The sequence below is a fragment of the Paenibacillus sp. T2-29 genome, from assembly GCF_052921365.1.
In genome coordinates this window covers 332312-358092 of the sequence record NZ_JBREVE010000004.1, presented here as the reverse complement: position 1 = coordinate 358092, position 25781 = coordinate 332312, and the positions used below count along the sequence as shown (strand labels likewise).

At 43.1% G+C, this 25781-nt stretch carries 30 protein-coding genes; 11 read left to right on the top strand and 19 right to left on the bottom strand.

Translation table 11 applies throughout. The features are described 5' to 3' along the window. Positions 1-22: 22 nt before the first annotated feature. Positions 23-499, bottom strand: coding sequence for a DsrE/DsrF/DrsH-like family protein (locus tag ACU1JV_RS14395; protein ID WP_013373806.1), 477 nt, complete (start codon positions 497-499; stop codon positions 23-25). A 376-nt stretch (positions 500-875) separates the two neighbouring features. Here ACU1JV_RS14395 and ACU1JV_RS14390 point away from each other — a divergent pair, with 376 nt between their 5' ends. The 4 genes from ACU1JV_RS14390 (at position 876) to ACU1JV_RS14375 (ending at position 5185) form a co-directional block, all read left to right on the top strand. Continuing rightward, on the top strand, positions 876-1619 hold the full coding sequence (locus tag ACU1JV_RS14390) for a spr1630 family ClpXP-sensitive toxin (protein WP_064962866.1): 744 nt from the start codon (positions 876-878) through the stop codon (positions 1617-1619). A gap of 40 nt (positions 1620-1659) precedes the next feature. Beyond that, complete coding sequence (locus ACU1JV_RS14385) at positions 1660-2874, top strand: spr1629 family repressor/antitoxin (RefSeq protein ID WP_165082144.1); 1215 nt, start codon at positions 1660-1662, stop codon at positions 2872-2874. A 206-nt stretch (positions 2875-3080) separates the two neighbouring features. Then, positions 3081-4046: a radical SAM protein gene (locus ACU1JV_RS14380; protein WP_413987230.1), complete on the top strand. Its 966-nt coding sequence runs from the start codon at positions 3081-3083 to the stop codon at positions 4044-4046. 164 nt (positions 4047-4210) lie between these two features. After that, a complete protein-coding gene (locus ACU1JV_RS14375) occupies positions 4211-5185 on the top strand; it encodes an aldo/keto reductase family protein (RefSeq protein WP_058830950.1) in 975 nt (324 codons plus the stop codon). An 84-nt stretch (positions 5186-5269) separates the two neighbouring features. Here the strand turns inward: ACU1JV_RS14375 and ACU1JV_RS14370 are convergent, their stop codons facing one another. From ACU1JV_RS14370 to ACU1JV_RS14350, 5 genes are all read right to left on the bottom strand, one after another. Further along, positions 5270-5665 (bottom strand): hypothetical protein, encoded by a 396-nt coding sequence (locus ACU1JV_RS14370; RefSeq protein WP_013373802.1) that lies wholly within the window; start codon positions 5663-5665, stop codon positions 5270-5272. 189 nt (positions 5666-5854) lie between these two features. Continuing rightward, a complete protein-coding gene (locus ACU1JV_RS14365; protein ID WP_413987229.1) occupies positions 5855-7795 on the bottom strand; it encodes an ABC transporter permease in 1941 nt (646 codons plus the stop codon). After that, positions 7785-8546, bottom strand: coding sequence for an ABC transporter ATP-binding protein (locus ACU1JV_RS14360; RefSeq protein WP_013373800.1), 762 nt, complete (start codon positions 8544-8546; stop codon positions 7785-7787). The genes ACU1JV_RS14365 and ACU1JV_RS14360 overlap by 11 nt, the downstream gene beginning before the upstream one ends. 102 nt (positions 8547-8648) lie before the next feature. Beyond that, on the bottom strand, positions 8649-9653 hold the full coding sequence (locus ACU1JV_RS14355; protein ID WP_040102519.1) for a sensor histidine kinase: 1005 nt from the start codon (positions 9651-9653) through the stop codon (positions 8649-8651). Continuing rightward, positions 9646-10341: a response regulator transcription factor gene (locus tag ACU1JV_RS14350; RefSeq protein ID WP_016324908.1), complete on the bottom strand. Its 696-nt coding sequence runs from the start codon at positions 10339-10341 to the stop codon at positions 9646-9648. The genes ACU1JV_RS14355 and ACU1JV_RS14350 overlap by 8 nt, the downstream gene beginning before the upstream one ends. Positions 10342-10507: 166 nt before the next feature. Here ACU1JV_RS14350 and ACU1JV_RS14345 point away from each other — a divergent pair, with 166 nt between their 5' ends. Next, the gene (locus ACU1JV_RS14345) at positions 10508-11137 is read left to right on the top strand and encodes a YfbR-like 5'-deoxynucleotidase (RefSeq protein ID WP_013373797.1); all 630 of its coding nucleotides are present in this window, start codon (positions 10508-10510) and stop codon (positions 11135-11137) included. A 168-nt stretch (positions 11138-11305) separates the two neighbouring features. On the opposite strand, the gene ACU1JV_RS14340 is transcribed toward ACU1JV_RS14345, so the two are convergent. Beyond that, on the bottom strand, positions 11306-12490 hold the full coding sequence (locus tag ACU1JV_RS14340; protein ID WP_025675723.1) for an RCC1 domain-containing protein: 1185 nt from the start codon (positions 12488-12490) through the stop codon (positions 11306-11308). Positions 12491-12609: 119 nt separating this feature from the next. Between ACU1JV_RS14340 and ACU1JV_RS14335 the strand changes: the two genes are divergently transcribed. Then, complete coding sequence (locus ACU1JV_RS14335; protein ID WP_413987228.1) at positions 12610-13101, top strand: hypothetical protein; 492 nt, start codon at positions 12610-12612, stop codon at positions 13099-13101. Between the two features lie 49 nt (positions 13102-13150). Here ACU1JV_RS14335 and ACU1JV_RS14330 read toward each other — a convergent pair whose 3' ends face one another. Next, the gene (locus ACU1JV_RS14330) at positions 13151-13858 is read right to left on the bottom strand and encodes a phosphodiester glycosidase family protein (protein ID WP_025675725.1); all 708 of its coding nucleotides are present in this window, start codon (positions 13856-13858) and stop codon (positions 13151-13153) included. A 238-nt stretch (positions 13859-14096) separates the two neighbouring features. Here ACU1JV_RS14330 and ACU1JV_RS14325 point away from each other — a divergent pair, with 238 nt between their 5' ends. Continuing rightward, positions 14097-15083, top strand: coding sequence for an aldo/keto reductase (locus ACU1JV_RS14325; RefSeq protein WP_025675726.1), 987 nt, complete (start codon positions 14097-14099; stop codon positions 15081-15083). Positions 15084-15199: 116 nt separating this feature from the next. Here the strand turns inward: ACU1JV_RS14325 and ACU1JV_RS14320 are convergent, their stop codons facing one another. From ACU1JV_RS14320 to ACU1JV_RS14290, 7 genes are all read right to left on the bottom strand, one after another. Continuing rightward, a complete protein-coding gene (locus ACU1JV_RS14320; protein ID WP_013373790.1) occupies positions 15200-15499 on the bottom strand; it encodes a spore coat protein in 300 nt (99 codons plus the stop codon). After that, positions 15496-15708, bottom strand: coding sequence for a hypothetical protein (locus tag ACU1JV_RS14315; RefSeq protein WP_013373789.1), 213 nt, complete (start codon positions 15706-15708; stop codon positions 15496-15498). Before ACU1JV_RS14315 ends, ACU1JV_RS14320 begins: the two co-directional genes overlap by 4 nt. Before the next feature lie 29 nt (positions 15709-15737). Then, positions 15738-16874, bottom strand: coding sequence for a zinc-dependent alcohol dehydrogenase (locus ACU1JV_RS14310; protein WP_413987227.1), 1137 nt, complete (start codon positions 16872-16874; stop codon positions 15738-15740). Beyond that, positions 16871-17251 (bottom strand): spore coat protein, encoded by a 381-nt coding sequence (locus ACU1JV_RS14305; RefSeq protein WP_090739150.1) that lies wholly within the window; start codon positions 17249-17251, stop codon positions 16871-16873. Before ACU1JV_RS14305 ends, ACU1JV_RS14310 begins: the two co-directional genes overlap by 4 nt. Before the next feature lie 40 nt (positions 17252-17291). Next, positions 17292-17543: a hypothetical protein gene (locus tag ACU1JV_RS14300; protein ID WP_040102524.1), complete on the bottom strand. Its 252-nt coding sequence runs from the start codon at positions 17541-17543 to the stop codon at positions 17292-17294. Between the two features lie 77 nt (positions 17544-17620). Continuing rightward, complete coding sequence (locus tag ACU1JV_RS14295; RefSeq protein WP_137079533.1) at positions 17621-19159, bottom strand: FAD-dependent oxidoreductase; 1539 nt, start codon at positions 19157-19159, stop codon at positions 17621-17623. Positions 19160-19303: 144 nt separating this feature from the next. Next, positions 19304-19927, bottom strand: a complete 624-nt coding sequence (locus tag ACU1JV_RS14290) for an acetate uptake transporter (RefSeq protein WP_013373781.1) — start codon at positions 19925-19927, stop codon at positions 19304-19306. Positions 19928-20144: 217 nt separating this feature from the next. Here ACU1JV_RS14290 and ACU1JV_RS14285 point away from each other — a divergent pair, with 217 nt between their 5' ends. From ACU1JV_RS14285 to ACU1JV_RS14275, 3 genes are all read left to right on the top strand, one after another. Further along, positions 20145-20501, top strand: a complete 357-nt coding sequence (locus ACU1JV_RS14285) for a nucleotide excision repair endonuclease (protein WP_016822573.1) — start codon at positions 20145-20147, stop codon at positions 20499-20501. Positions 20502-20612: 111 nt separating this feature from the next. Continuing rightward, a complete protein-coding gene (locus ACU1JV_RS14280; protein WP_216974526.1) occupies positions 20613-21557 on the top strand; it encodes a helix-turn-helix transcriptional regulator in 945 nt (314 codons plus the stop codon). Between the two features lie 64 nt (positions 21558-21621). After that, the gene (locus ACU1JV_RS14275) at positions 21622-22143 is read left to right on the top strand and encodes a DinB family protein (RefSeq protein WP_040102530.1); all 522 of its coding nucleotides are present in this window, start codon (positions 21622-21624) and stop codon (positions 22141-22143) included. On the opposite strand, the gene ACU1JV_RS14270 is transcribed toward ACU1JV_RS14275, so the two are convergent. The 4 genes from ACU1JV_RS14270 to ACU1JV_RS14255 form a co-directional block, all read right to left on the bottom strand. Continuing rightward, entirely contained in the window at positions 22076-22612 is a 537-nt protein-coding gene (locus tag ACU1JV_RS14270) for a Crp/Fnr family transcriptional regulator (protein WP_013373777.1), read from the bottom strand. The genes ACU1JV_RS14275 and ACU1JV_RS14270 overlap by 68 nt on opposite strands. Positions 22613-22648: 36 nt before the next feature. Further along, positions 22649-23389, bottom strand: coding sequence for an SDR family oxidoreductase (locus ACU1JV_RS14265; RefSeq protein WP_129550250.1), 741 nt, complete (start codon positions 23387-23389; stop codon positions 22649-22651). Positions 23390-23417: 28 nt separating this feature from the next. After that, a complete protein-coding gene (locus tag ACU1JV_RS14260) occupies positions 23418-23996 on the bottom strand; it encodes a TetR/AcrR family transcriptional regulator (RefSeq protein ID WP_129550249.1) in 579 nt (192 codons plus the stop codon). Positions 23997-24131: 135 nt separating this feature from the next. Further along, positions 24132-24677 carry a glutathione peroxidase gene (locus tag ACU1JV_RS14255; protein ID WP_040102533.1) on the bottom strand — a complete coding sequence of 182 codons (546 nt, stop codon included), beginning with the start codon at positions 24675-24677 and terminating at the stop codon, positions 24132-24134. Positions 24678-24954: 277 nt separating this feature from the next. On the opposite strand from ACU1JV_RS14255, the gene ACU1JV_RS14250 reads away from it, so the two are divergent. Next, positions 24955-25686, top strand: coding sequence for a YheC/YheD family protein (locus ACU1JV_RS14250; RefSeq protein WP_225683706.1), 732 nt, complete (start codon positions 24955-24957; stop codon positions 25684-25686). Positions 25687-25781: the final 95 nt, after the last annotated feature.

Below are 25781 nucleotides of genomic sequence, written 5' to 3'. Positions count from 1 at the left end.
CAGGATAAGGCATGAGTATATATTAGATAAAAAGCTGCATATCCGACTCGAGGGCGTCTTTTAGATACGTTTTGGCCTCGATAATTTCCAGTTCAGGGATGAATTCTTCCGGTTTAAAACCCATAATATCCACCGATAGCTTGCAGGCATAGAATTTGACGTTTTTCTTCCGGGCTCCCTTCAGGAAATGGATCAACTTCGGTGCCTCATTATCTTCCAGCATTTCCGTCAGCATCAGCTTGCCCAGACCGCTAAAATTCATATGGGACAGCGGCAAGGCCTCAGGTCCTTTGGGAGTCATCAAATCCATAAGTTTCTCGTAAATGGTCTTGTCCTCAAGCGTCATTTTATCGGGATCACGAACCAATGATAATCCCCAGAATGCAAAAAACATCGTAACTTCGACATCCAGCTCCCGAGCTGTATTGGCCAAAATCAGTCCAGCCATTGCCTTATCATAATCGCCGCTGAACATAAGCAGATTCATCCTTTTGTTCACGATCTTCCGCCTCCATTACCAACAGATATATTCAGTATGGATTTGGAAATGAGAACTATGCCCAGTTCACATATTGATCACAATTGTAGAGGGGATGTAAATATTGAAAACTGGTATTTTATAAAAAACCATTCCAGTTGCTAGTAACCAGTATTAAGTACCCATTTCTCGTCAACAGACGAATGATTTGAGGGCAGGAAGAGAATAATTTAAAGGCAACATTGTTTTCAATCCTAAATGACTATAAAGGTTTTGTTCAATATACAGGTTAAACTTTAAAAAAAACAGAAAAAATCATTTCCTTAAGCTCGAATTTCGATTAAAATGTAGGTATTCTTCATACCTATGAATCGGAGCGATGGATATGGATATGGATATGGATAAATTCAAATTTAATTCCAAACACAATAAAATGATTGTTGATGCTATCGTAGATGGATACCGCGATTATATTGAGCATCGTAAAGATCGAAAAGCAAAAATGAAGATCAGTTCAGCTTTTGCCTGGACCAAGGGTAACTTTATCGAAAGTAAGATCGCAGAAGAGTGCGTTGATTACGGTTTTACATATAAAAAATCGAAGGCTGGATTAACGTGGGACTATCTCCAATTTATCCACGGAGATTCTAAAATTCTTTTTCTTATTAAGAATGCGGCTTATTTCAATGAGCAATGCTTTTCACAGGCAAAGCTACCTAACAATTACGGGAGGAAAGGTCCACGTCGTACCTATCTTCATGAACTTTCAAAAATTAACAAAGATTTATTGTTTTCCTCTACTCAGCAATCCTCGAAAACAGGGGAAATACCGGAACAACTTTCCTTTCTGATTTTAGAGAGCCAGGTAAAAGATGAACTCGAAAGCTTTAAATCATCCTATAATGAGTTCCATATACTCACATACGCACTTGATGAGGCATATCAGATATCTGAAGTAATGCATTATTTACCCAATCCCAATGATAATATCGCTTACCTGATAGAAGACCTCTCAAGCCTTATTTCTGGAGCTGATTTAACTGAAGAAGATCGCGAAGTAGTGGCGCCAGAAATGAATGAAGATATTATGGACCCAGCAGCTTTCGATATCGGGATATTGGAAGAAGAGCAACACAACTAGATAAACAAGACGGGGTTAGTCAAAATAAGGGGGGAGCAGCATGTTCATAGGTGAAAATTTGATCAATCTACGGATCATGCATGGGTATTCAAGAAAACAGCTCTCTGAAATGTTGGGTGTTACAGAACAAGCAGTCTGGCAGTACGAGAATGCATATACATCTCCTAAAATGCAAATTGTGAATGAGCTAAAGCGGATTTTTAAGGTGAAAAGCAAATATTTTTATACTAAAGACATGCTCGCACGGAATACGACACCTGCTAACGTAAACGTAATGAACATCGCTTATCGTTCAAAAGTTTTGAATGTTATCTCTAAGACGCAGGCGGAAGCGAAGCATGTTGAATATTTAGATGCTTTTATTAACTATATTACAGCCAGAATTAGCCTTCCTACCCTCAAAATTATTAGTTTAAGGGATGAAGTTATCGAATATCTGAACCATTCAGATGACGATAGATCGACTCAAATCGATAAAGTTGCTCATTTGGCACGTAAAAGACTAGGCCTAGCGCAAGATACAAATGACGATCTTATGTTTCTAGTCGAAAAAAGTGGAGTATTCGCCTTTGAGAAGGCAATGGGTGAGGAGACTGATGCTTATAGTCTCTGGACTCGAAACGATCGTCCTTATATCATATTAGGGAATATGAAACGATCAGCTGTTCGGAGAAATTTTGATATAGCACATGAACTGGGGCATCTACTGCTTCATTATCGTCTTGAATTTGCTAATTTAGATAGAAAAGAACACAAAATTATTGAGAATGAAGCGAATATGTTTGCTGGAGCATTCTTGTTACCTGAAGATGAATTTACACTTGATATGCAAAATGTGACCCATATCACAAATCCGGATAATTACTTGGATTTGAAAAAAAAATGGAAAACTTCACTGCAAGTGTTGGGATACAGGGCAGCCCATTTGGGACATCTTAAACCAAAAGATCATCGAAACTTCTACGCAGCTTTGCATCGAAAAGGTTATTTGAAGATTGAACCGCTCGATGAATTAATTCCGATTCAGAAACCAACGAAAATCAAAACAATTATCGATCTTGTTTCTAAAAAGGGTGTCGTGAACATTCATCAAATGGTTGAGAATGATTGGAAAACTGAAGTATCATTCTTTTATCATATGACCGGAATTGTCCCTGATTTTTTTAATAAATATTTGGCGAAAAGTCTTGATTTCGGTCTGCAAAATGTCACGGATATATCCAAGCGTATCTCAGATGTAGCTAAGCAAGTGTAACTATAATTTTAAAAAACATACATTTAAGGCTTTTAAGACTGTCGAGAAACCTATTTTTTTAGATGCAGGTTTCTTTTTTGTATTAATTCAAAATGTCGGAACTCCATTTTCACCGTTACCAATGTCATATCTACAAACCCCTCTCATTCTGTATAATCTCAAGGGAATTCAAGACACAAGCCTGAGATCGGGAGGATTATAAGAAATTGAGTATAGAGAACAAATATAAAGCACTTGAACTGGAAAAGCCGGGCATCTACGAGCTGGAGGGACTGGAAGTCGGGGTCACCTCTAATTGCAACTTCAAGTGTGATTACTGCTGTGCATATCGGCGGAACGACGGACAATGCATCAGCAGCAAAGAGGTCATAGGTATTATTGATGACATTCCAACGTTAAAACGTGTGCGACTTTCCGGGGGCGAAGTAACCTTAAAGTATGACGATTGTCTGGACATCGTGGCTCACTGTTCGAGCAAGGGAATTGCAACCCAGCTTAATACCAATGCGAGCTTGCTTAGCCCTGAACGAATTGAGAAACTGCGTGATGCAGGGCTTTCCAATATTCATATCTCCTTTAACTTCACGGATGCCGATAAATATGCAGCCTATTATCATGTTCACCCTCGTATGTATGAGAAAATCGTTCAAAATATCCGTTTGTGTACCGAAGCCAAGCTGGAAACGGTGCTGGAGACATTGTTATTTGAAGAGACGCAGAACAACATGCCAGCGATCAGTGAAAAGGTTTACGAACTCGGTGTACGCATCCATGAAATCCAAAACAGCATCGTGATGGATCATACGAATTGGAACGCGATCTCCACCAAGGAAGCACTTGTCCGTTCCGTTCATGACCTGATTGCGCATAAAAAAGACGATACTGTGTTGTATTTTACCTGTATGGACCGTTTTGCTGAGGCGCTGGGCTTCAAGGAGCAACCGGGGGTATACTTTTCCAACTGTGTTGATGGTAAAAAACAGCTCCATCTGCACGGGAACGGGGACATCCTAATCTGTGAACTATGCCATCCTGTAGTCATCGGTAATATCTATAACGGAACATCCTTAAAGGATATTTACAAAAATAAGCCGAAGCAGCTTCAGGAGTTTCTCGACAAACTGCCTTGTCCTGCATATGATGCGCTTTTCCCTGAAGGAAGCATGGAGTAGGTATGATTTGAAATGATGAGGTGACAAACATCTACTGCCCTAACAAGTAGGGTGGTAGATGTCCTTCATGTAACTCCAAGAGTCCTTTATTATTTGTTTTAATGAAAGGGTTTACATGTTAAGATATATAAAAATGCAAGCTTCTTATGAAAGAAGGAGTAGATATGAGATATAGAAATGTAGGCAACAGCGGTCTTAAAATTAGTGAAATCGGACTGGGGAGCTGGTTAACGTACGGTACGGCCGCCGAACAGGAAGCAGCTCATACCTGTATTGCCAAGGCCTTTGAACTTGGGATTAATTTTTTTGATACCGCGAACGCGTATAACCGTGGAGAAGGCGAGAAGGCTATGGGAGCCGCATTGAAGCCTTATCGGAGAGAGAGCTATGTGCTTTCTACTAAGGTATTCTTTCCTATGGATTCCGGTCCCAATGACAGGGGGCTGTCACGCAAGCATATTATGGAGCAATGTGAGGCGAGTTTGAAGCGGCTCGGCACGGATTATATCGACATGTACTTCTGCCATCGTTATGATCCAGATACTCCGTTGGAAGAGACACTGCGGGCGCTAGATGATCTTCAGGCTCAAGGCAAGATCTTGTATGCTGCGGTCAGTGAATGGAGTGCCGCCCAGCTCACGGATGCCTATGGTATCGGAAAAAGGCTGAATCTGCGGCCGCTGATTGCCAATCAGCCGATCTATAATATGTTCGAGCGTTATATCGAGCATGAGGTTCTTCCCGTATCCGGGCAGATAGGCATCGGCCAAATTGTATTTTCACCTCTAGCCCAAGGCATCCTCACGGGTAAATACAAACCGGGACAACCTATACCGACGGGGAGTCGCGGGGCTGATGCCTCTGTCAATAATGTCATCAGCAGTTACATGAACAATACCGTTCTCAACTGCGTTCAGGAGCTGGACAAGCTGGCGAAGGATTTGGGTGTCACCCTGTCACAACTCGCGCTTGCCTGGATTCTGAGAGAACCGGGTATCAGCGCTGCACTGATTGGGGCTACCAAACCGGCACAAATCGAAGAAAATGTGAAAGCAGTCGAGGTGACTTTGCAACCGGAGACCTGCGCGGAAATTGAGCAGATTCTGAAGCAAACAGAGGGATTTGAGCCTTTGCGCTAAGCATTCACACGAGCCTCTATAGAGGGAAGCCATCAATAACAAAGTCTCGCTCTTCCTGTCCTTAACAGAGAAGGGCGAGACTTTTTAACTTGCTTCAAGCATCGCATAGATGCCTGAAATCATACTAAGTGCAATCCCGCTCACTAAAACAAGGATTTGCTTCTTACTGAGATCCAGCGGATCAAAAAAGATGGGCAACAGCCATTTTAGACTGATGACAGCCCATAGACCTTCCACCAACCCCAATATCAATACCTTTTGCCCCCAGTGAAGCTTCATCTGCGGTGTTAGCGGACCTTCAAGAAACAGGTCACCTGAAGTATGAATATTCCAAGAAACGATAACTACGAATATCACAAGCGTTAATAATGTTGACATAATATAAGTGATATCTTTTTTAGCCTTTTTCGTGAGTTTGGGCGATTTTTTAAACTCAGGGAAGCCGATCAGGAAAAAGACGATTCCTACGATAATAGCCACCCCTACAGAGGAACCGAGTATAATATTCGCTATAATGCCGATGCCATTGATGAGTAATAATAAAATATGCTCTCCCCCTTTGGGGCTACGATGATAGTTATTTTATTGTACACGCAGGAACGAAAATGCTCAAATATTTGGAAAAGCCCCTGGCACTTTTTTGCCAGAGACTTTTGGGCGTATGACTGATTATAAAGCTGCTTTAATGACCTTTTTATAGTACAGAATGGATAGAACTCCAAAAATGGAATATAGGGCAGTGTATAGTACCATTACGATGATCATAGGCATCCAAACTTCGGTTCCAAACAAGAACCAGCCGGATTGGACGGCGAAATAGCTGTGTGATAGGCCAATCACCAACGGAATGCCGAAGTTAAAGAGTTGTTTTATTTTAATGCCTCGCAGCAGGTCACTTTGGGTGAAGCCTAACTTTCTCAATACAGTATAATTGGCCTTTTCGTCTTCGCTCTCATCCATCTGCTTAAAATAAAGGATACAGCCTGATGTAATGAGAAAGGTCAGTCCCAAAAAGCCAACGACAAACATGATCACTCCCATATTTCTCTTCTGATTGTTGCTCATTTCAAGGCGGGATGATTGTTGATCATTAAAATTCGAAGCTGCAAAGAGGCGATCAGCTTCTTCAATCTGTGCTGCATTAAGTATATCAATTCCAATATACAAGGATGACTTCTTTTGAATCTCTGGATTTACATCTTTCTTTAACCGCTCAAAGATGGTTTCGTCTACAATGGCAGTGGGTAGTCCCCCGGCTGCAAAATAGTAAGGAATTACATAATCCTTTTTTAGACCCACATATTGTTGAGGTATGACTTCTGTTTTTCCCTTCAAATCCAAGGGTCCAAAGTCTTTCAAGGACATGAATTTCTGTAACATATCATTATAGCCCGTTAAAACCGTTTGGCCTGGAGATACATCCGTACCCTCCACAGATTGGTCGCTGATGACAGGCAGTGTCATGGAATCCGTACCATCATTTAATGGTTCCATAGGAGTCTCCATAATTTGTGCTGTCTTCACACTGACTTGAATGACTTCAATTTTCTTTTCTCGATACTTTATATCATGTTCATGAAGTAACGCTTTGAATTTCTCCGCATCCGGCACATTCGTCATGGCAAAATGGGAAGGTACATTGTCCTCAGCTGCTTGATCCGCAGAATAATAGGCGATATAGCTTAAGGATAGTAAACCGATAGCAAGTGCCGATACTGTCGTAATAATGGTTAACAACAAAGCATTGGATTTCATGCGGAACATAATGGATGAGAGGGACAGCACCTCATGGATGTTTAAATAACCGCCTTTGCTTTTTCTGATGATATTGGAAATAAAGCGGATGGATCCTTTATAAAAAAGAAATGTCCCGATGATGACAGAGCCCAAAATAAACACCATCGCCATAAATAGTTCATTTAAGGATGTAAAATCTCCACCAAATAACCTGGAGGAAACATAGTAACCTAAGGCGATAAGCGAGATGCCAATGATCCCGATGATCATCTCAAAGATCGTTATTTTCTTGATTTTCCCTTCGGTGGTTGAGGTCACTCGGAACAAAGACAAAATACTTTGTCTTTTGATAAAAGAATAATTCATGATCATGATCAGTAAGTAGATGACAACAAAAACGATGAGTGTTTGAGTCAGTGCTTGGTTAGAGAAATATAGAGTGGCAATGGCTTCGACACCCGTCGTCTTAAATAAGATCATGATCACTAGTTTGGAAAAGGAGAATCCAACCCCTATTCCGACGAAAAGCGAACCGAAGTATAAAATTAAGTTTTCAGCACTTAGAATGCGAAAAATTTTGTTTTTAGTCATTCCAATCAATTGAAATAAGCCAATTTCTTTACTGCGTCTTTTTATAAAAATATTATTAGCATACATAAGGAAAATGCAGACAATAGCGACCAGTAAAACAGAAGCTGCCCGTATGGAGGCTGCACCTTTAACAGAACCCTTCACTTCATCCATGGAGGGATCGTACTGTAATGTGACGAAGGAGAAATAGAGCGCAACACTGAAAATGAGAGCAAAAACATAGAGATAATAATTGCTCAGATTTTTTTTCAGATTTTTAAGAATGAGTAGATTAATGTTCATGTTGAACCCCGCCTAAGACCGCTTGGGTTTTCATGATATCCTGGAAGAAGCTTTGTCTCTCCTGCACGCCTTTATGAAGCTGCGTGTACATTTGCCCATCCTTGATAAAAATAACGCGGCTGCAATGGCTGGCTGCAACCGGATCGTGCGTGACCATAATAATGGTTGCCTTGCGCTTTTGGTTCAGCTGACCCAGCTTGTTTAATAAATCGGATGCCGACTTCGAATCAAGCGCACCCGTAGGTTCATCGGCAAAAATAATAGTAGGCTCATGAATAAACGCTCTAGCCGCAGATGTACGCTGTTTCTGCCCGCCCGAGATTTCATTGGGGTATTTGTCCTTGAGCTCATAAATCCCCAGTTCTGTAGCGACTTCCTGAAATCTTCGGTTAGCCTCTTTTTTAGGCGTTTTGGTGATAGATAGCGGCAAGAGGATGTTTTCCTTCACGGTGAGCGTATCCAGCAGATTATACTCCTGAAAAATAAAGCCTAAATGCTTTTTGCGGAATTCAGCCAGTTGCTTTTCTTTCATTTTCGTCATTTCGATATCATTGATCTTAATGGAACCGTGGCTCACTTTATCAATGGAGGAGAGGACATTTAGCAGTGTGGTTTTACCTGAACCGGAGGCTCCCATAATACTGACAAATTCACCTTCTTCAATAACGATATCTATTCCCTTCAAAACCTCCTGCATATTTAGCTTATTACCATAGCTTTTGTGAATCTTATGGGCTTCTAAAATATTCACTTCGATGCACTCCTTATTGTTCTTGTAGCCTTATTATAAAAATCGTGCCGATGATTTTCCTTTGATTGGGCGAACAGTATATAAAAGCATGTGACATCTCTGTCACATGCTCAGCATACTTACGAAATCATTTCGTTTGGGGAAAATTAAAGTGAAGGTAGTACCCATGTTCGGTTTGGAGTGCACATCTATATGTATGAGCAGGGACTGCGCTGCCTTTTTCGTTAAATATAACCCCATGCCCGTCGAAGTATGATCAGAATGTTGGGTCGTGGATGTAAAACCTTTCTCGAAAATACGAGGTATATCCTTCGGATCAATACCGCGCCCAAAGTCTTGGACCTCAAGCTGTATTCGATCCCTTTGTTCATAGCTGTGAATGATAATATCGCTGGCATCGCTATATTTGATGGCATTGGTTAAGAGCTGTCTGATGATAAAAGCCAGCCATTTGGCATCACTTAGCACTTCCATTTGCTCAAGTCGGATGTCAAAACCGATCCCTTTTTGGATGCACCATGACTGTAATGCTTTGATTTCTTTAAAAACCAGAGATTTTAAATCCACTTGCTCGACATATAGATCATTTTCAATAAAAGATATGCGTTTGTGATGGAGCTGTTGATCCAGCAGTAAGTGAATTCGTAGCCATTCATAGGTTAACTGAGCTTTTAGGGACTTGTCGTCCAACCGCTCAATCATCAAATGCATGGTGGTTAAAGGTGTTTTTACCTCATGAATCCAGGATAGTAGTTCATCTTTTTCATGTTCAAGTGTCAGTTGATTTTGCGAGATGATCTGTTGTAACCGTTCGGTCTGGTCCGTGATTTTTTGTTCAATGATTTGCTCAAACGGACTCTCCGGTTCGCCTATACCCGTTAGTTCTAGAGGGCTCTCCCATTCTTCTAATGTGGTATAGAATTTAGTTTCCTTGAGATAGCGAATGATTAAAAAAACCAAGAAAATCATCATAGATAAGAAGACGATATAAAGGATCGGCATTAATGGAATTGCTGCATCCACATAAGCGATGAACAGGATCAGGAATTGCTGACACACAAACAGTAGAATCCAGCTCAACCTTTCCCTCAGATATTTTTTAATCATAGGCAGGTGCCTCTTCTGTAGCCATGTAGCCTTGCCCCACTTTCGTTTCAATGAAACGGCCCAAATCCAGCTCGTCCAATTTTTTACGCAGGCGGTTCAAGTTGACGGTCAGGGTATTGTCGCTGACAAAACGCTCATCATCCCAGAGGCTTTTAATTAATTCCTCTCGTGCGACAATTTTATTTTTTTGTTCAATCAGCAGCTTCAAAATAAAAATCTCGTTCTTGGTTAATTCGATGGAGCCAGCCTCATTGGCTACTACATTTTTTTCATAATCGACCGTCGCTCCACGCCATGTTTTCAGGGAAACAGGTTCTGTATTGTAATTGTATACACGGCGAAGTGTCGCCTGTAATTTTGCAATCAGTACGTCAAAATGGAAGGGTTTTTGGATAAAATCATCCGCTCCAAGCTGCATTGACATCACTATATCCGTAGGGTGATCCCGCGATGATAAGAAGATGATCGGGACGTTAGAGTGGGATCGAATCATTCGACACCAATGAAAACCATCAAATTTCGGCAATTGAATATCAATCACGACCAGATCAGGCTTTATCGTTGTGAATTCTTGAATGACTTTACTAAAATCCTGGATACCGTACACATCATAGGCCCATTGAGTTAACCTGTCCTTTATTTCATGGAACAAAGTTTCATCATCTTCAATCAGCAAGATTTTAAACAACGATTTCACCACTTTTTACTTTTTTATATAAAGTGTATAGCAAAATTTGTTTATGTGCTATATGGGGTTGAATCAACTTGATATTGCGATAATCTGCTGTTAATAGTTGAGGTTTATAGTTGGTTTATATCTACAATCTCATACCGTTAAAAGGATGGATGCATGGATGGGGATTCACACCTATTTTCGATCGCTAAATGAGTTGGAAAGAATTATTCGTTGTCCGGGCAAGTTTAAATTCGAGGAACATAGTGTATCGGCTCATTCCTGGAAAGTAGTACAATATGCCAAAACGCTAGCTGATATTGAAGAGAGAAACGGTGTCTGCATTGACTGGAAAAAGCTATACGAGATTACCAGCAGTCACGATTATGGGGAGATTTTTATTGGAGACATTAAGACGCCTGTTAAGCATTCCTCCAAGGAACTCCGGCTATTAATCCAGCAGGTCGAAGAAGGTATGATTGAGTATTTTATTGAAGAGAATATTCCCGAGGATTTTAAAGCGATTTTCCGCAAACAGCTAAGAGAAGGTAAAGATGATTCTGTTGAAGGTTTAATTTTAGAAGTAGCGGATAAAATGGATCAGGTGTATGAAGCATTTGCCGAGCTTCAGCGGGGAAATACGGAAAAAGAATTTATAGTCATGTACCGTAATGCACTTGTAAAAATCAAGAATATTCAATTACACTGCGTTGAATATTTTTTGGAAAATATCCTACCAGATATGGTAAAGGAAGAAACGCCTTCATCCATTGATATCAAAAAGATTACGGAAGAGGCCTTAGCTCTGTAAATAAATTTCCTTACCATCTTTCAGAAGCTGTGAAGCGCTTCTGTTCATACATAATCATAGGCTTATTTGTAATAAGCAGCTCCTAAGTAAAATTAAAGAGCCAAAGCAGCAGTTGATTGAACTGCTACTTTGGCTTCTTTTAGATTGAGAAGCACGGAAGAGCTATGCTTATTTTGAAAATGGATTCGGGAAGTTGGTTTTAGTGGCTGCATTTTGTTGCTTGGTATTGCCAATTCCCAGTTCACCATTTCTATTAAATCCCCAGGACCAGACCGTCCCATCGGCTGTCAAAGCATGGGAGTGGGTTCCTGCTGCACTGAATGCTACTACATCGGTTAGTGGCGTGTTTGTGTCATCTACAACTTGGGATGGGACTTTAACAGAAAATACATCGGTCCCGTCACCTACCTGTCCTTCATTATTAGTTCCCCAACCCCAAAGAGTTCCGTCATTTTTCAGCGCGAAAGTTTGGGTTTTGCCTGCCTTCAGTCTATTTACGTCGGAAATGTTGATCAATACAGGTGATCTTCTAAAGGTAGAGGTTCCATCCCCCAGCTTACCAGAAGTATTGCTACCCGAAGCGTATACTTCCCCGCTGTTCGTTAATACATAAATACGGTCAGCTCCAGCGGTAAAGGTTTTGATATCATCAATTCGGTATTGAACAGGGGTAAGCTGGTTTTCTTTATCGTCCTGTCCCAGAGCGCCATCATAACCACGCCCCCATACCCATAACTGATTATTTTTGTCTAGAGCTGCGCCAAAACTGTCACCAGCGTCAATGGCTACAATATCTTCTAAGCCTTGTACCTGGACAGGCTTAACGGAAAAGGCGGAAACTCCTTTGGTGCCAATGCCCAGTTGCCCAAAGTTGTTTTCTCCATAAGCCCACACCGTACCGTCATTTTTGAGGGCAAGTGTAAATTGACCTCCTGCTCTCACTTCCTTAACATTATCAATATATTTGTTTTTAACAGGGACTCTTGCCGTATCCCGCTTGTTCCCTGTTCCTAGTTCGCCGTAACTTGCAAAACCCCAAGACCAGATCGTTCCGTCTTTTTTGAGCAAGGTTGAGTGCAAATCACCAGCATCAATCATAGCGATGTCAGATACATCTGCTTGCATCGGGCTTGTTTTATTATTCCCTCCGCCAGCGCCCACGCCGAGCTTGCCATTGCCGTTACTTCCCGTTGCGTAAAATGAAGATCCATCTTCCATAGCCAAGTAAGCGTTAGTGGTCCCTGCTGAAAGCAAATGGTCGTAATTCACGGTAGAATCGGCGCTTGCCGTAATGGAGCTCCCCACTAGAAGTGTTGATGCGGCAAGAGCGGTTAGAGCGAGTTTTTTTAACATATAAACTACACACCTTTCGAAATGGTAATGGATGAATACATGATGAAAGCAACCAAATTGTTCCTGTCACGTCTTATTAGTAAGTCGCAAATGATAAACCAGATTAGGGAGGATCACTGATGAGAAAAGGAGTTTTTGTCCTAGTCTTACTTGTATCAGCCTTATTGTCGGCATGTTCTAAAACGGAATCGGCGTCGCCAGTTAAACAACCTCATACAAATGAAGTGGTGGCTCAATCCATTTTTGATTTAGAACGCCTGGAAAGCACAACGGTATACATGGGACGTGCTAAAATTAAAAGCATCGAAAAAATGGATAAAGAGATCGAACAACCATTGGCAGCCCCCAGCATGGATTATTTGATCCGATTTGAACAGCCGGTTCAATTTGCTCAAGAACTACCTCAAAGTGAAGATCCAACGGAGAAGCCTATCCAATCGGTCTATATATCCGTTCCAGACACACATATTTATAAGCAGATGGATGGTCAGCGGAGGCAATTAATCCGTCCGGCAGAATTACAGGTGGGGCAATCCATTGAAGTCTCCTATGTGTACCCTGTAACACCTGTTTTCCTAGCATTGGAAGTGGTCGTGCTGGATGATTTGTAGAGGAGGCCAGTAAGGCCTCCTTACTTCCTATGGAAGCACGTCATAAGGCTTAGGTGATGTTAATAAGTTTCACCATGTTGTAGATATAACGTGTTTGCTCATATTTGACCATAGTGCCTGCAGAATTTTTGACCTGAATGCCGGACGAGCCTCCACCATCCAGAAGAATGGCTTCGAAGCAATCCTGCTTGATAAAATAGTTGCGAAGTTGTTTCAGCGTCGCATTTTCATGAACAACCAGGTAGACCTGCCAAATGTTATTGACGACTTTGAAGCCCAAGCCTGTCCGTCCGATGGATTCGGTGTATCGCAAGGTTCCGTTCAGATCGAAATTTTCAATCTCTTTCAGCTCCTTGAGCCATACTTCTTCCTCATTCTTCAATGATAGACTACCGCCGCTAATAATGGATTTGTACTTAATGGCCGTTCCCATTTGTTTTTTGAGATCCGCCACACTTGAAGTACGGGTAATCCCTATTTTTGTTTTGTTGCTTTCCGTAAAAATAAATGCAGTACCTCGACTATTCTCTTTGGCATTTGCCTTAATATCGTGAGTGTTATTAGGTGTCACCGCAATGGATAAACCTTGAGTCGGCGGTTTTGTGGTGCTGATAGGGTAAAAGAAGCCCCCATTAATCCCGTAATCGGTTTGCTGTGTGATCCGGCTTCGAATATTTTTATTTTGGATATTCGAAGCTGGCGTAATGATCACATGGAAACCATCAGACGTTTTGGTGTAAGAGTAGTTTGCTGGCATGGGAAACCTCCAATTAGATGATTTTGAAACAGAATCTCGCGCGATAATTCGTTTCTCATATATATAGGAAATTTACAGCTGTCTTTTACAACCCGGAAATCAAATTTTTCTAAAAAAATTTGAAACATCATATACAAGAAACCACTTGACTTAAAGTTAACTTTAAGTAGTAACATACTGGGTGTGACGTGGTGATTAGGAAATACGTAACTATTCTGACAATTTGGGAGTGATAGAATTGAAAAAGAAACAACTGGGTAACAGCGAGCTTCAAGTATCTGCACTGGGTCTGGGCTGCATGGGAATGTCCGAGTATTATGGTGAGTTGGATGATCAGGAATCGATCAAAACGCTTCATCGTGCGTTGGAGTTGGGGATCAACTTCTGGGATACAGCCGATGTGTACGGTGTGGGGAAAAATGAAAAACTGATCAGTCAAGTCCTGCGCAGCTACCGGGATGAGGTAGTGTTGGCTACCAAATTCTCCATTATGCGCGGAGAGGATGGGGGATTCCTGGGTGTCAGCGGTCGTCCTGAATATGTAAAACAGGCATGTGATCGCAGCCTGCAAAGATTGGGTGTAGATGTCATTGATTTGTACTATCAGCACCGTGTTGACCCGAATGTGCCTATTGAAGAAACAGTAGGGGCGATGAGTGATCTGGTTCAAGCGGGAAAAGTCCGCTATCTGGGGCTATCCGAAGCGTCTCCTGCACTGATCAGACGTGCTCACAAGGTACACCCGATTACAGCGTTGCAAACAGAATACTCCTTATGGAGCCGGGAAGCGGAAGATGAGGTTATACCCACATGTAAGGAGCTGGGCATCGAATTTGTGGCCTACAGTCCACTTGGCCGCGGCTTTTTGAGTGGGCAAATTCAGAAGTTTGATGATTTTGCAGAAGATGATTTCCGTCGCACGGTGCCGCGTTTTCAGCCTGAGAATTTCCAGAAGAATCTGGATCTCGTGCAGCATGTTAAGGATCTTGCGGCTCAAAAAGGGGTCAAGCCTTCTCAGCTTGCTTTGGCCTGGCTGCTTGCGCAAGAGGGAATTGTACCGATTCCCGGTACTAAACGGGTCACGTATTTAGAGGAAAATGCAGGAGCAGTGAATGTGGGCTTGTCCGCAGAGGAAATGGAGACTATTAACGCAATCATCCCCAAAGGAATGGCAGCGGGCCTTCGTTACCCGGCAGAGCGGATGCCAAATTGGCAAGCGGAATAATGAGGACCACGAAATAACCCCCAAAGTCGTCTTTAACGCCAATCAGCGTAACGGACGGCTTTGGGGGCTTTATATATACGCAAGAACGTGCTTCGTATAATGCCGAAGGCATCCTTTTACAAAACAGGAGCTTGCAATGCAGTATTGATATTTTGCAGATCCATCGACAGCTGCTCGTTTACGTTCCATGGGTGATACCAGCCGCGTTCGATCATGTACGTTGAGATTTGCTCATGCATATCAATAGCTTCATCCAGTTGTTTTGTAAGCATAGCTTTAATTTCTGGAGTTCCCGCTTCCGTTACAGCCATGGCGTAATTTCTCACACCGCTTTTGGCGGTGTTTAAGAAATCGGCAGCAATCACTTGGTCGGTTAAAATATTTAGTCCGGTCAAATGCTCCAAGAGTATGTTCATTGTTTTACCTCCTGTGATGACGAGGCTTGATTTAAAATGTTACCCAACTCTTGCAATTGCCGTGTTGTTAGGTCAACATCCTTTTGCAATATAGCTTTGAGGACCGGATCTGAGATCAATGCTTGCATTGTTTTAGATTTGGTAAGGCACACTGTTTTGAATGCTGACAATTCATGGACTTCAAGTGTTTCGTGCAGGCCATACACCATACGACATTTGCCTCCAGTCCAATAGATAGTTAAGGTTTAAGTACAACTTTGATGCAATTGTCTTGTCTGGTATCGAAAATTTCATACCCCCGTTTGGCATCGCTTAGCGGAATAACGTGTGTGACAACGTCCCCCGGGTCAACCTTCCCCGTATCGATCAGCTCATACATATAAGGCATATAGTGAATCACAGGAGCCTGTCCAGTACGCAAATTAACATTTCGCTGAAAAATGTCTCCCAGAGGAAAACCGTTATATCGACCGCCGTATACCCCGGTAACTTGAATGGTGCCGCCTTTGCGGACAGCCTGTGTAGCTATGATCAGCCCTCCTAAAGCTCCACCGTGAAGCTTAAGCCCGGAAGCCAAGGACTCCAGCGGAGACATTTTGCCGCTCATGCCGGAGCAGTCAATAACTACGTCCGCGCCTCCTTTGGTTATTTCCTTGAGGTAGTTGCCGACGTTTTCTTGCGATTCCACATTCACGATCTCCACGTGATTGGTGCGCTTCGCGTGTTGCAGACGATAATCGAGATAGTCTGCCGCAATGACTCGTTTAGCCCCTTTGAACCAGGCGAACTTTTGCGCTAACAGACCTACCGGTCCACAGCCGATAATAACGACGGTATCCCCATCCTTCACTCCGGCATTATCGACGCTCCAGAATGCAGTAGTCATGGCATCAGCAATCAGGCAAAGCTTCTCGTCAGGATGTTCACAACTCTCCGGAATTTTGAAATGAGTGAAATTGGCAAAAGGTACCCGTAAATATTCAGCTTGTCCACCCGGATATCCACCGGTTGTGCCGGAATAACCAAAAAAAGCACCCATCTCTCCATTTTCATTAGAATGATCACATTGGCTTTCCAATTGGTTTTTACAGTAAAAGCATTCCCCGCACGCGATGTTGAACGGAATGATCACGCGATCTCCCTTTTTCAAGTTAGTCACGCCGCTGCCGACTTCTTCTACAACCCCCATCGGCTCATGTCCAATGACATAATCCTCTTGTAGATTCGGAATCATTCCATGAATGAGATGCAGATCTGAACCACAAATAGCGGTTGTTGTCAGTCTGATAATCGCATCATCGGCTTTTTGAATACTCGGGTCCGGAACATCTTTAACCACAACGTTTTTGATACCTTGGTAGGTCACTGCCTTCATGCCTGACTCCCCCCAATATGTTCATCCGGCGTGCGATCAAACATACCTTTGCGGGTGGTATCGTCTGGGAACAGTTTCATATTGCTAATGTCCACCGTCTTATTGGCTGACAGTTGATCCAATTGATATTGCTTTTGCAGATCATAGGGATGAAACCATTTTTTTCGTACCATAAGATCGGTAATTTCCTGATGAAGCGCAATGCCTTGATGCAGTTGATTACGTAATAGGGTTCTGGCATCGGTAGAGACAGTTTCTGTCAAAGCTATTGCTGTGTTCCGAACCCCTTCCTTGACGCGAACCAGAAAATCCATTGCAAGTGTCGTGTCTGCCATTTCCGGCATATTTAATGAGTTTTTTGGGTCCACATAATCCATTTTAGCGGACTGGGTCTGGTTAGGTGTCACATCATTCACCTCAATTTAAAATTGGTGTTGGGCGGAAGTCAGGAACAGGCGCTTGAAACGGTGCTTTAGCATAGATTGCTTGCAAATCGGCAATAGCCTGAATAGATTGCTGAACATCTTTTTCCATTAAATCCTTTAGCTCTTGATCGAATACTAAGCCCTGCATTAATTTGGACTTCGCTAAACATAAGGTTTTGAAGTTAAGGACTTCGTGGATTTCCAGGGACTCATGTGCCGCTAATGTAGGCTGTTGGCTTGTCATAGGATCACCTTTCTTTTATGACTCTCGAAGGTATTTTGTCCAGCATAACTAGGTTTATTCCGAAAGGAAGGATCGTGCTATTCGGCTTCAACCTTGCCAAGTGCTTTTTTGGCCGGTCCTTCAATGACTTCGCCTTGATATGAAAAGCGTGAGCCATGACATGGGCAATCCCATGTTCTTTCGGCCTCGTTCCAGTCAACTTCACAGCCCATATGGGTGCACGTAGTGTCCACCAGGTGCAGTGCTCCTTGTGGATCTCGATATGCGCCCGCCCTTTTGCCGTTTACCCGGACGACTGCCCCTTCGTCTTGCTGGAGTTCTTCGGCTTTTTTATAGCTGATTTCCAGCTTACCAGCAATCAAGTGCTTCGCCACATTCGCATTTTGAGTTACAAATGTTTTAATGTCAGGGTCTGCATGAAATCTTGAAGGGGAGAAAAGATCCTGATACGGGCTTTCCTTTCTGGTTATCAGATTCGTATTTAATAAAGCTGCCGCGACACTTGTCGTCATCCCCCATTTTCTATAACCCGTAGCAACGAGGATGTTAGAAACATCGGATAATTCCTGCCCGATATAAGGGAGCTTGTCTAACGAGTACAGGTCCTGTGCCGACCAGCGATAGACGATTTCCTTTAATCCAAATGTTTGCTCTGCAAACTTTTCTAAAGCTTCATAGTATTGAAATGTGCAGATTCCTTGACCCGTTTTGTGGCCTTCGCCACCGACGATGACCATCGGTTCACCGTTTATTAGTACAGAGCGAAGCGAACGTTTGGGGGTTTCCGCACTTATGTACATACCACCCGGATAGGTTTTGTCCGTCTTGACCGCTAGTACATAAGACCGCTCGGCATGCAATCGCGCAAAATAAAGACTGTTTGGATCATTGAACGGAAAATGAGAGGAGGATACGACATAGTTGCAGGTAATCTTGTGCCCGTCGCTTGTATTAATAATAGAGGGGGTTCCTTTATCCACACCCACAACGGTGGTCTGTTCATAAATCTTCCCGCCTTGCCGGATGACTTGATTGGCTAGATACCTTAAGAAAGGAATCGGATTAAACTGAGCTTGGTTTTCCATCATAATAGCTGCTTTAGTTGAAAAGGGCAGAGGCGTTTGTTCGACATAACTTCCCGGGATGCCAAGTTCCTTGTAAGCTTTATATTCGTCGTTGATTTTTTCCACATGCGTATCCGCACATGTATAAACATAGGCATCTTCTTCTGTGAATTGACAATCGATATGATACTCTTCTACCGTTTGTCTGATGAATTCAAGAGCATCGCGGTTAGCTTCATAATAGAGTTGGGTTTTCTCTTTACCAAAATGTGAGAGGAACTCGCTATAGATCAAATCATGTTGTGCGGTAATTTTGGCGGTGGTATGGCCCGTTGTTCCATGAAGTATCCGCCCTGCGTCAACGACTGCGACGTTTAGTCCTTTTTTAGAAAGTAAATAAGCAGTGGTAATACCGGTGATCCCCGCACCTACAATAGCAACATCCACCTGAATATCTTCATTAAGCTTGGGGAAATTGGGGACGTCAGTTGAAGCTAACCAATACGATTCTGGAAATTGCGGGAAGGTCGTACGACACTCGTCTTGTTTCATTTACAAAACCCCTTTGATTACAATTTATGTATATTGTTGTCATTGTGGATTTTTATATTCACTAATTCCGGCATTATAAACGAACAAAGCCGTCCTTAACGCGGATCGGCGCGAAAGGTGGCTTTGGGGGGCATACATATGCAACTAAGGACGTGGTTTGAAAATGCCGAATGGCCGTCCTACGGGCAGGAATGTACGGCCAAAATGTGCATTCAGAACGGCAGCTCCTGTACCGTACAGCGAGAGTAGACCAATGCCCATTTCAGCATAAGCAGCGATGGTGTGGAACACCTCTGGGGCGATGCCGAATGCATCGAAGCTAAGGCCGAGGAACAGAAAATCAATCAACACAAAAATAAAAAATAGAACCTTGTGCGTCTCCATGGCTCCAATGGTCATGAAGAGCGTAAAGATGAGATAGCCGGCAAAGGCAACGCCGAGCTGCCTACCATCCACCGCTGATGCCAGCTCTGAGCCGAATACGCCCATTTTAATCATCCAGCTACTAGCTACGGCTAACCAGAAGAAGGCGTAAGCGCCAAATGCCGTCATGCCAAAGGTGTTGTTATGCTTTGCATCCTGAATGCAGGCAAACAGCTGTGCAAAGGCACCCAGGAAGATAGCCCAAGGAATAATAAAGCTCAAGCCCTCGGTGAGACCAAGCTTTTGGGATGAAGCTACAAGCGTTACAATGGCCAAGCCAAACAGGCCGATCGCGCTCGGATCGGCCGTTATGATTTTTACGTTAGAATGAGATTCATTTTGCATGAAAAAATAGAAGCCTCCAATAATATTTAAGTACGTGTCAATCTGCCGATGCCAGAATCACACTGACATATTGTAACGGAAACCAACCTACTCCGCATAGTAGGGAAATCATAAAATTCCTCCCGATCTGTTAGTAATGGGGCAAGAATTTATGGAATGGTGTTACCTTCATCTTTGTGGTAATATTTACACCTATATAGAATGAGGAAGTGACATAGTGATTAATATAACGATTCCAACTCCGGATATCACAATTACCAAACAGGTTAACCCTGAGCTCAGCCATATTTATGGATTTACAGATTTCCACCTGATTCCTAGAGATAAGGCTGGTATCTTTATGTTCTACAATGCACAGGAGGAATTACTGTTCGTTGGTAAAGCAAGAAAGTTAAGACCCAGAATCAAAAAGCATTTTGAAGATAACGTATCGCCGATCAAGGCTAATCGGAACGAAGTGGCGATTATTGAGGTCTGTATTGTGGAAGATGCGGTAGATCGTGAAATTTATGAAACCTACATCATCAATTCGCAAAAGGCTAAATATAACGTTGAAAAAGTGTTTTTTAAGTAAAGAAGCAACTACGTCTTATAAAAAAAGAGCAATAAGCCGCAGTCGTGCACTGCCCTTATTGCTCTTTTAAATTCGTGCATTTAGATCCTCTCAAGGACGGGGCGATATAGTATGAACAAAACCGACCGCTTGCTGGCTATCTTGCTAGAGTTACAACGTAAGGATATTATACGGGCCGAGGATTTAGCGGCGATTTTCGAAACGAGTGTGAGAACGATCTATCGGGATATTCAGGCTCTCAGCGAATCGGGCGTACCGATTGTAGGAGCACCGGGTATTGGATATTCTTTGATGGAGGGATACTTCCTGCCTCCTGTAAGCTTTACTGTAGAAGAGGCTGTAGCGCTGCTAATCGGAACAGATTTTGTCGAACAAAAATTTGATACAGACTATGGCATGAAGGCGCAAACTTCACGCAGAAAAATCGAAGCTATTTTACCAGAGAGCGTTCGCAGGGAAGTTGCCCAGGTGCGAACGACTATCAGACTGCTGGCGGTGGGTAAAGGAACAAACCATACAGAGAAAGCCTATTTGGAAACGCTGCGCATCGCTGTATTGGCTAAACAGAAGGTTCGGTTTGGTTACTCCAAAAAAATGCCAGAGGCTGACGGGAATCGCCAAAGTGTGCGTGTGGTCGCTCCTTATGGTCTTGTACTGCTGCATGGTTCGTGGGTTTTGATTGGACAATGCGAATTGCGGCAACAGCTGCGCCATTTCCGTTTGTCGCGTATGAACGATCTGATCATGCTGGAGGACGGTTATCAGTTGCCTATTGATTTTAATTTGCAGGATTACAAGCAATCCGATGACCGCCACATAAATGTTCACATACAAGTCCGTTCGGATATTGTAGATAAAGTGAAGGAAGCGAACCATTTTTACATGGAGTCCATGGAGGAGCGTGAGGATGGAATCCATGTATTTTTCCGTGTTAGACACCCAGAGGAATTACTATCATGGATACTTGGTTGGGGCGCAGATGTGGTAGTGCTGGAGCCTGAATCGCTTCGCGAGCGTGTCCGGACAGAAGTGGAAAAAATGTTGAAATGCTACTGACATAATGCTGTCAGTAGCATTCTTGTATAGTAAAGCTACTTTGATAGAGAGGGGCATTTACTATATGAATACAAGCGAAACATTACAGCGTTTTGAAGAGACGGCACAGCACTATCTTCTTGAATTGGACAGCTTTAGCCTGGAGCAATTGCAGTACACACCGCAGGAGGGACAATGGTCGCTTGGACAAATGTATCTTCATTTGGTGAACTCTGCTCTTTATATGCATCTTAGGAATATAGATCTTTGTCTACAGTCTAATGGGGAAAAAGGGACTAAAACGGAGGCGGGCACAACCGCATTTAACTTGGGAAGCTATCCACCCATACGTATTCAAGTCCCACCATCTCCGCAGTATACTCCCCCCCAACCGACGAGCAAAGAAGAGATTGCAGAAGGATTAAACGTGGTGATCCGTAAAATGAGAGAGATTGAGCCAACCGTTGAGAAATCAACAGGGTCGTCTACTTCTCCTCATCCCGGATTTGGCGCGTTGAATGCGGGAGAGTGGTTTAGACTCATCGAGATGCATTATCGTCACCATCTTTTGCAGATGGAGCGCTTGAAGCACGCAATAGTCGGTTAATTGTCTCCCGGCGTAGCCCGATGAACTGCCCGATTTCCTCCTGCGTCAATACGTCTGTTAACGTAGCGGGTGCGATGTAGGAGTGGAACCAGCGTTGAAGCTTCCGAAGCTTCTCGGCAGGCGATACCTCTGTGAGCTGGTCAATTCGTTGCTGCATCATGCGTAGCTTATCCTGTAGCTGCAAAGCGATGGCTCGACATTGAGCCGGGTCTTGCTCCAGCTTCAGGTACCATTCTTTTTGCGACAGAACCTCAATCTCTGAGGTGACCAGCGCCATCGCGGTACCATAATAGGGATTGGGACTGATGAGGGAGTGGTGCGGGATGATTTCATCGGGCACAATTACATTAACTAAAATTTGCGAGCCGTCTTCATGGACTCGGATAATTTTTAACAGGCCGCTTTTTAAGTGATATAAAGGGCCAGTTTCCCCTTGTCGAAATAAGGTCTCGCCTTTGTGTAATATCATGAACGTGTATAGCCTCCATTTCATGTATTCCAGCTTTTAGATGAACCCGCCATTGACGCGGATGGTCTGTCCGGTAACCCACTGCGATTTAGCGCTGACCAGAAACTCAATCACATCAGCGATATCTTCCGGTTCACCGAGACGACCCATAGCATTCATTTTCTTCATGCCTTCGATCTGCTGCTCTGTTTTTCCTGCTTGAAAAAGCTCTGTGTTGACAGGGCCGGGAGCCACGGCATTGATCGTAATTTGCCTGCTTCCGAACTCCTTGGCTAGCTGACGGGTAAATTGCTCCACCGCGCCTTTCGTACCCGCGTATACGCTATAAGCCGGAAACATTTGTCCGATCACGGATGTGGAGAGGTTTACGATTCTTCCGTAGTTCTCCATGTATTTCATCGCTTGCTGACAGGCAAAGAAGGTACCTTTTACATTCAGCGCGAATTGTTGGTCAAAATCAGCTTCGGTCACCTCAGCCAGAGGTTTGGTAATCATCAGCCCGGCGTTGTTAACCAGAATATCTACTTTGCCGAATTCAGCAATCGTATTGGTAAATAAGGCTTCAATATCGCTCATCTTGCTCAGATCAGCGTGAAGAGCTTTGGCTTTTCCGCCTTTTTGAATAATGCCTGCTACAACTTCTTTAGCTCTATCCGGACTGTTGGCATAATTGACAACTACAGTAGCACCTAGATCAGCCAGCTGCTCAGCAATGGCACGTCCAATTCCCCTGGATGAGCCAGTGATAATTGCTATTTTCCCATCCAAATGCTTCATATGTGCTCAGCCTTCTTTCTATATATTTTTAAGAGATCCCTTTTTCTAAAAGCATCCACACATCTGAAAACTCCTGATCAATTGTCGGACTCTTCCATTCGTAAGCATGTGCGGGATGATGGAAACGGGCTGTGGCATAGAAAAGCGTACGCGCCAGTTGGGTCGGCTGATCCGCTGTGATGCCCCCGCGTGCAATAATGTCAGCGAGCTGACCCACAATGTGGGCGATATGCTGGTCGATTAAATCCGCGGCTTGCTCGGTGACCCGAGTATACATCCCGAACATTTCCTCGTCATCGCGGGCATAATACTGCTTAAGCTCGATCAAGGTCTGAATATATCGTTTTAAGTGCGGTATTCCTAGCACAGATGAATCCTGACATATCTCCGTTAACGGATCGATTATCTTTTCATTTAGCCATTTTTCGGTCACGCCTTCAAGAAGCTCGGCTTTACTTTTAAAGTGTCGGTAAATGGTGCCGTGACTTACTCCTAATACTTTGGCAACATCCGTCACGGAGCTTTTAGCTACACCAAAACGCCTAAGTGTGTCTTCTGTAGCAATGAGAATCTGTTCCTTGGTCAGTATATCTGAGGATTTTTCCATAGAGACACGGTTAACTTACCGTGTGAGTCACCTCCTTGAAGTCAGGATAACACAATGAGTATCAAATGACAAATATTCGTTTTTGTCATTTGATACTCATTTTTTTAAAAGAATCCAAAGAAGTGACCAGAAAAACTACAATAGCGATTCGATCACAGGATCAATAGCACAGGGCGCTGTTGTTACTTCAAATCTGCCTTTTACATGGCCATCGCGATTAATCAGGAATTTGGAAAAATTCCACTTGATACCGTCGCCGACGTATATTTCTGGATATTTATCCCGTAAGAAATCGTCCATCCATTGACCGTCTTTGGTCTGGGTATCAAAGCCTTGAAAAGGTGACTGTTGGGTCAGATATTGAAATAAAGGATGAGCAGATAAACCTCTTACATCCGTCTTCTCAAATAGTGGGAAGGTTAATCCATGGTTATTTTGGCAGAATGCCTGAACCTCCGAATTGCTACCCGGCTCTTTTTCATTGAATTGGTTACAAGGAAACGCAAGGATTTCAAAACCTTGTTCCCTCCGTCTTTCATAGAGCTTTTGCAGATCAGAGAATTGACTGGAGAAGCTACACATGCTGGCAGTGTTTACAATAAGGAGAACCTTACCTCTATAGTTTGAGAATTCAATCGGTTTCCCGTTAATTAAGGTTGCTTGAAAATCATAAACAGACACGTTAACATTCCTCCTCACGTTATTTTATACACATCGTATATCCAGAATTGCTATTGGTCTAATATATTATTGGAATCAACTTTATAGGAATTTACAATAACCCCGTCATGTAAAGATACATTGTCCATCTATCTTTTGAAATCAAAGAAGGCTCGACATAGGAAATAGGAGATTCGCTTCTTACATAGCAAACTGTGGCATTCGCCGTTACCAAGATAGAATATAGATGCATATTCATGTAGTGTGTGCAAAAACCCAACAGAATCGAGGGATATTCGTGCCCATTGGAAAGATGATTCAATACAAGGAAATGCGACAACATCCCATTTTACGCTCGCACTTGCCCGAAACCCGCTGGATTACGAATGCAAGGACTTTACGGATGCTGGATACCTATCGCACAGTCTTCATCAAGCCTAATTATGGGAGTGGGGGAACCGGCATCATACGCGCGAAAAAGGTAGGGAGGAGATATGAAGTTCGTTGCGGCTCCAGTCGCAGAGTCGTTAGATCCCACGCCGTAAGAAGAGCAATTAGAAGCTACCGAAGACCTCATCGTCGTTATTTGGTACAGCAAGGACTCAAGTTAGCCAAGTACAAAGGTTCGATTTTTGATGCCAGAGTGTATATGCAAAAGCCAGACTCGGAATGGGTTATCTCAGGGGTAACCGGTCGTGTCGCTGCACCCCGAAAAGTGGTTACCAATTATCGGAAGGGAGGACATGCGGCGCCGTTATCCAAAGTGCTTTTAAGGGTTTTTAAAAATGACAGAGCAAAAATGAAAGAGATTTTGGACCAGATCATCGAGCTTTCTAGAATTATTGCCGACACGATTGACAAAAATCATCCGGTTCGCGAGCTGGGCATCGATCTTGCTGTTGAGAAGAGTGGCCAAATCTGGATTATCGAGGCCAATCCGCATCCCGGACATATGTTATTCAGGCAGCTCCCTAATCATAAGATGATTCGCAACATTTTGAGAAACAAACGTCGTATTCATCATCATTAGGATAAAGTATTTTAAAGCAGCACTCTAATATCAGAACGGCAACATTTCAAGGTATCGTTGAGATGAACGATGCCTTTTTTGTGTTAAAAGAGAGT

Excerpts from the sequence above, each read along its gene's own strand:
- ACU1JV_RS14390 (WP_064962866.1), top strand. The coding sequence starts at position 876 with ATGGATAAATTCAAATTTAATTCCAAACACAATAAAATGATTGTTGAT.
- ACU1JV_RS14385 (WP_165082144.1), top strand. The coding sequence starts at position 1,660 with ATGTTCATAGGTGAAAATTTGATCAATCTACGGATCATGCATGGGTAT.
- ACU1JV_RS14375 (WP_058830950.1), top strand. The coding sequence starts at position 4,211 with ATGAGATATAGAAATGTAGGCAACAGCGGTCTTAAAATTAGTGAAATC.
- ACU1JV_RS14365 (WP_413987229.1), bottom strand. The coding sequence starts at position 7,795 with ATGAACATTAATCTACTCATTCTTAAAAATCTGAAAAAAAATCTGAGC.
- ACU1JV_RS14355 (WP_040102519.1), bottom strand. The coding sequence starts at position 9,653 with ATGATTAAAAAATATCTGAGGGAAAGGTTGAGCTGGATTCTACTGTTT.
- ACU1JV_RS14345 (WP_013373797.1), top strand. The coding sequence starts at position 10,508 with ATGGGGATTCACACCTATTTTCGATCGCTAAATGAGTTGGAAAGAATT.
- ACU1JV_RS14340 (WP_025675723.1), bottom strand. The coding sequence starts at position 12,490 with ATGTTAAAAAAACTCGCTCTAACCGCTCTTGCCGCATCAACACTTCTA.
- ACU1JV_RS14335 (WP_413987228.1), top strand. The coding sequence starts at position 12,610 with ATGAGAAAAGGAGTTTTTGTCCTAGTCTTACTTGTATCAGCCTTATTG.
- ACU1JV_RS14330 (WP_025675725.1), bottom strand. The coding sequence starts at position 13,858 with ATGCCAGCAAACTACTCTTACACCAAAACGTCTGATGGTTTCCATGTG.
- ACU1JV_RS14320 (WP_013373790.1), bottom strand. The coding sequence starts at position 15,499 with ATGAACATACTCTTGGAGCATTTGACCGGACTAAATATTTTAACCGAC.
- ACU1JV_RS14315 (WP_013373789.1), bottom strand. The coding sequence starts at position 15,708 with ATGGTGTATGGCCTGCACGAAACACTTGAAGTCCATGAATTGTCAGCA.
- ACU1JV_RS14310 (WP_413987227.1), bottom strand. The coding sequence starts at position 16,874 with ATGAAGGCAGTGACCTACCAAGGTATCAAAAACGTTGTGGTTAAAGAT.
- ACU1JV_RS14305 (WP_090739150.1), bottom strand. The coding sequence starts at position 17,251 with ATGGATTATGTGGACCCAAAAAACTCATTAAATATGCCGGAAATGGCA.
- ACU1JV_RS14300 (WP_040102524.1), bottom strand. The coding sequence starts at position 17,543 with ATGACAAGCCAACAGCCTACATTAGCGGCACATGAGTCCCTGGAAATC.
- ACU1JV_RS14295 (WP_137079533.1), bottom strand. The coding sequence starts at position 19,159 with ATGAAACAAGACGAGTGTCGTACGACCTTCCCGCAATTTCCAGAATCG.
- ACU1JV_RS14290 (WP_013373781.1), bottom strand. The coding sequence starts at position 19,927 with ATGCAAAATGAATCTCATTCTAACGTAAAAATCATAACGGCCGATCCG.
- ACU1JV_RS14280 (WP_216974526.1), top strand. The coding sequence starts at position 20,613 with ATGAACAAAACCGACCGCTTGCTGGCTATCTTGCTAGAGTTACAACGT.
- ACU1JV_RS14275 (WP_040102530.1), top strand. The coding sequence starts at position 21,622 with ATGAATACAAGCGAAACATTACAGCGTTTTGAAGAGACGGCACAGCAC.
- ACU1JV_RS14270 (WP_013373777.1), bottom strand. The coding sequence starts at position 22,612 with ATGATATTACACAAAGGCGAGACCTTATTTCGACAAGGGGAAACTGGC.
- ACU1JV_RS14265 (WP_129550250.1), bottom strand. The coding sequence starts at position 23,389 with ATGAAGCATTTGGATGGGAAAATAGCAATTATCACTGGCTCATCCAGG.
- ACU1JV_RS14260 (WP_129550249.1), bottom strand. The coding sequence starts at position 23,996 with ATGGAAAAATCCTCAGATATACTGACCAAGGAACAGATTCTCATTGCT.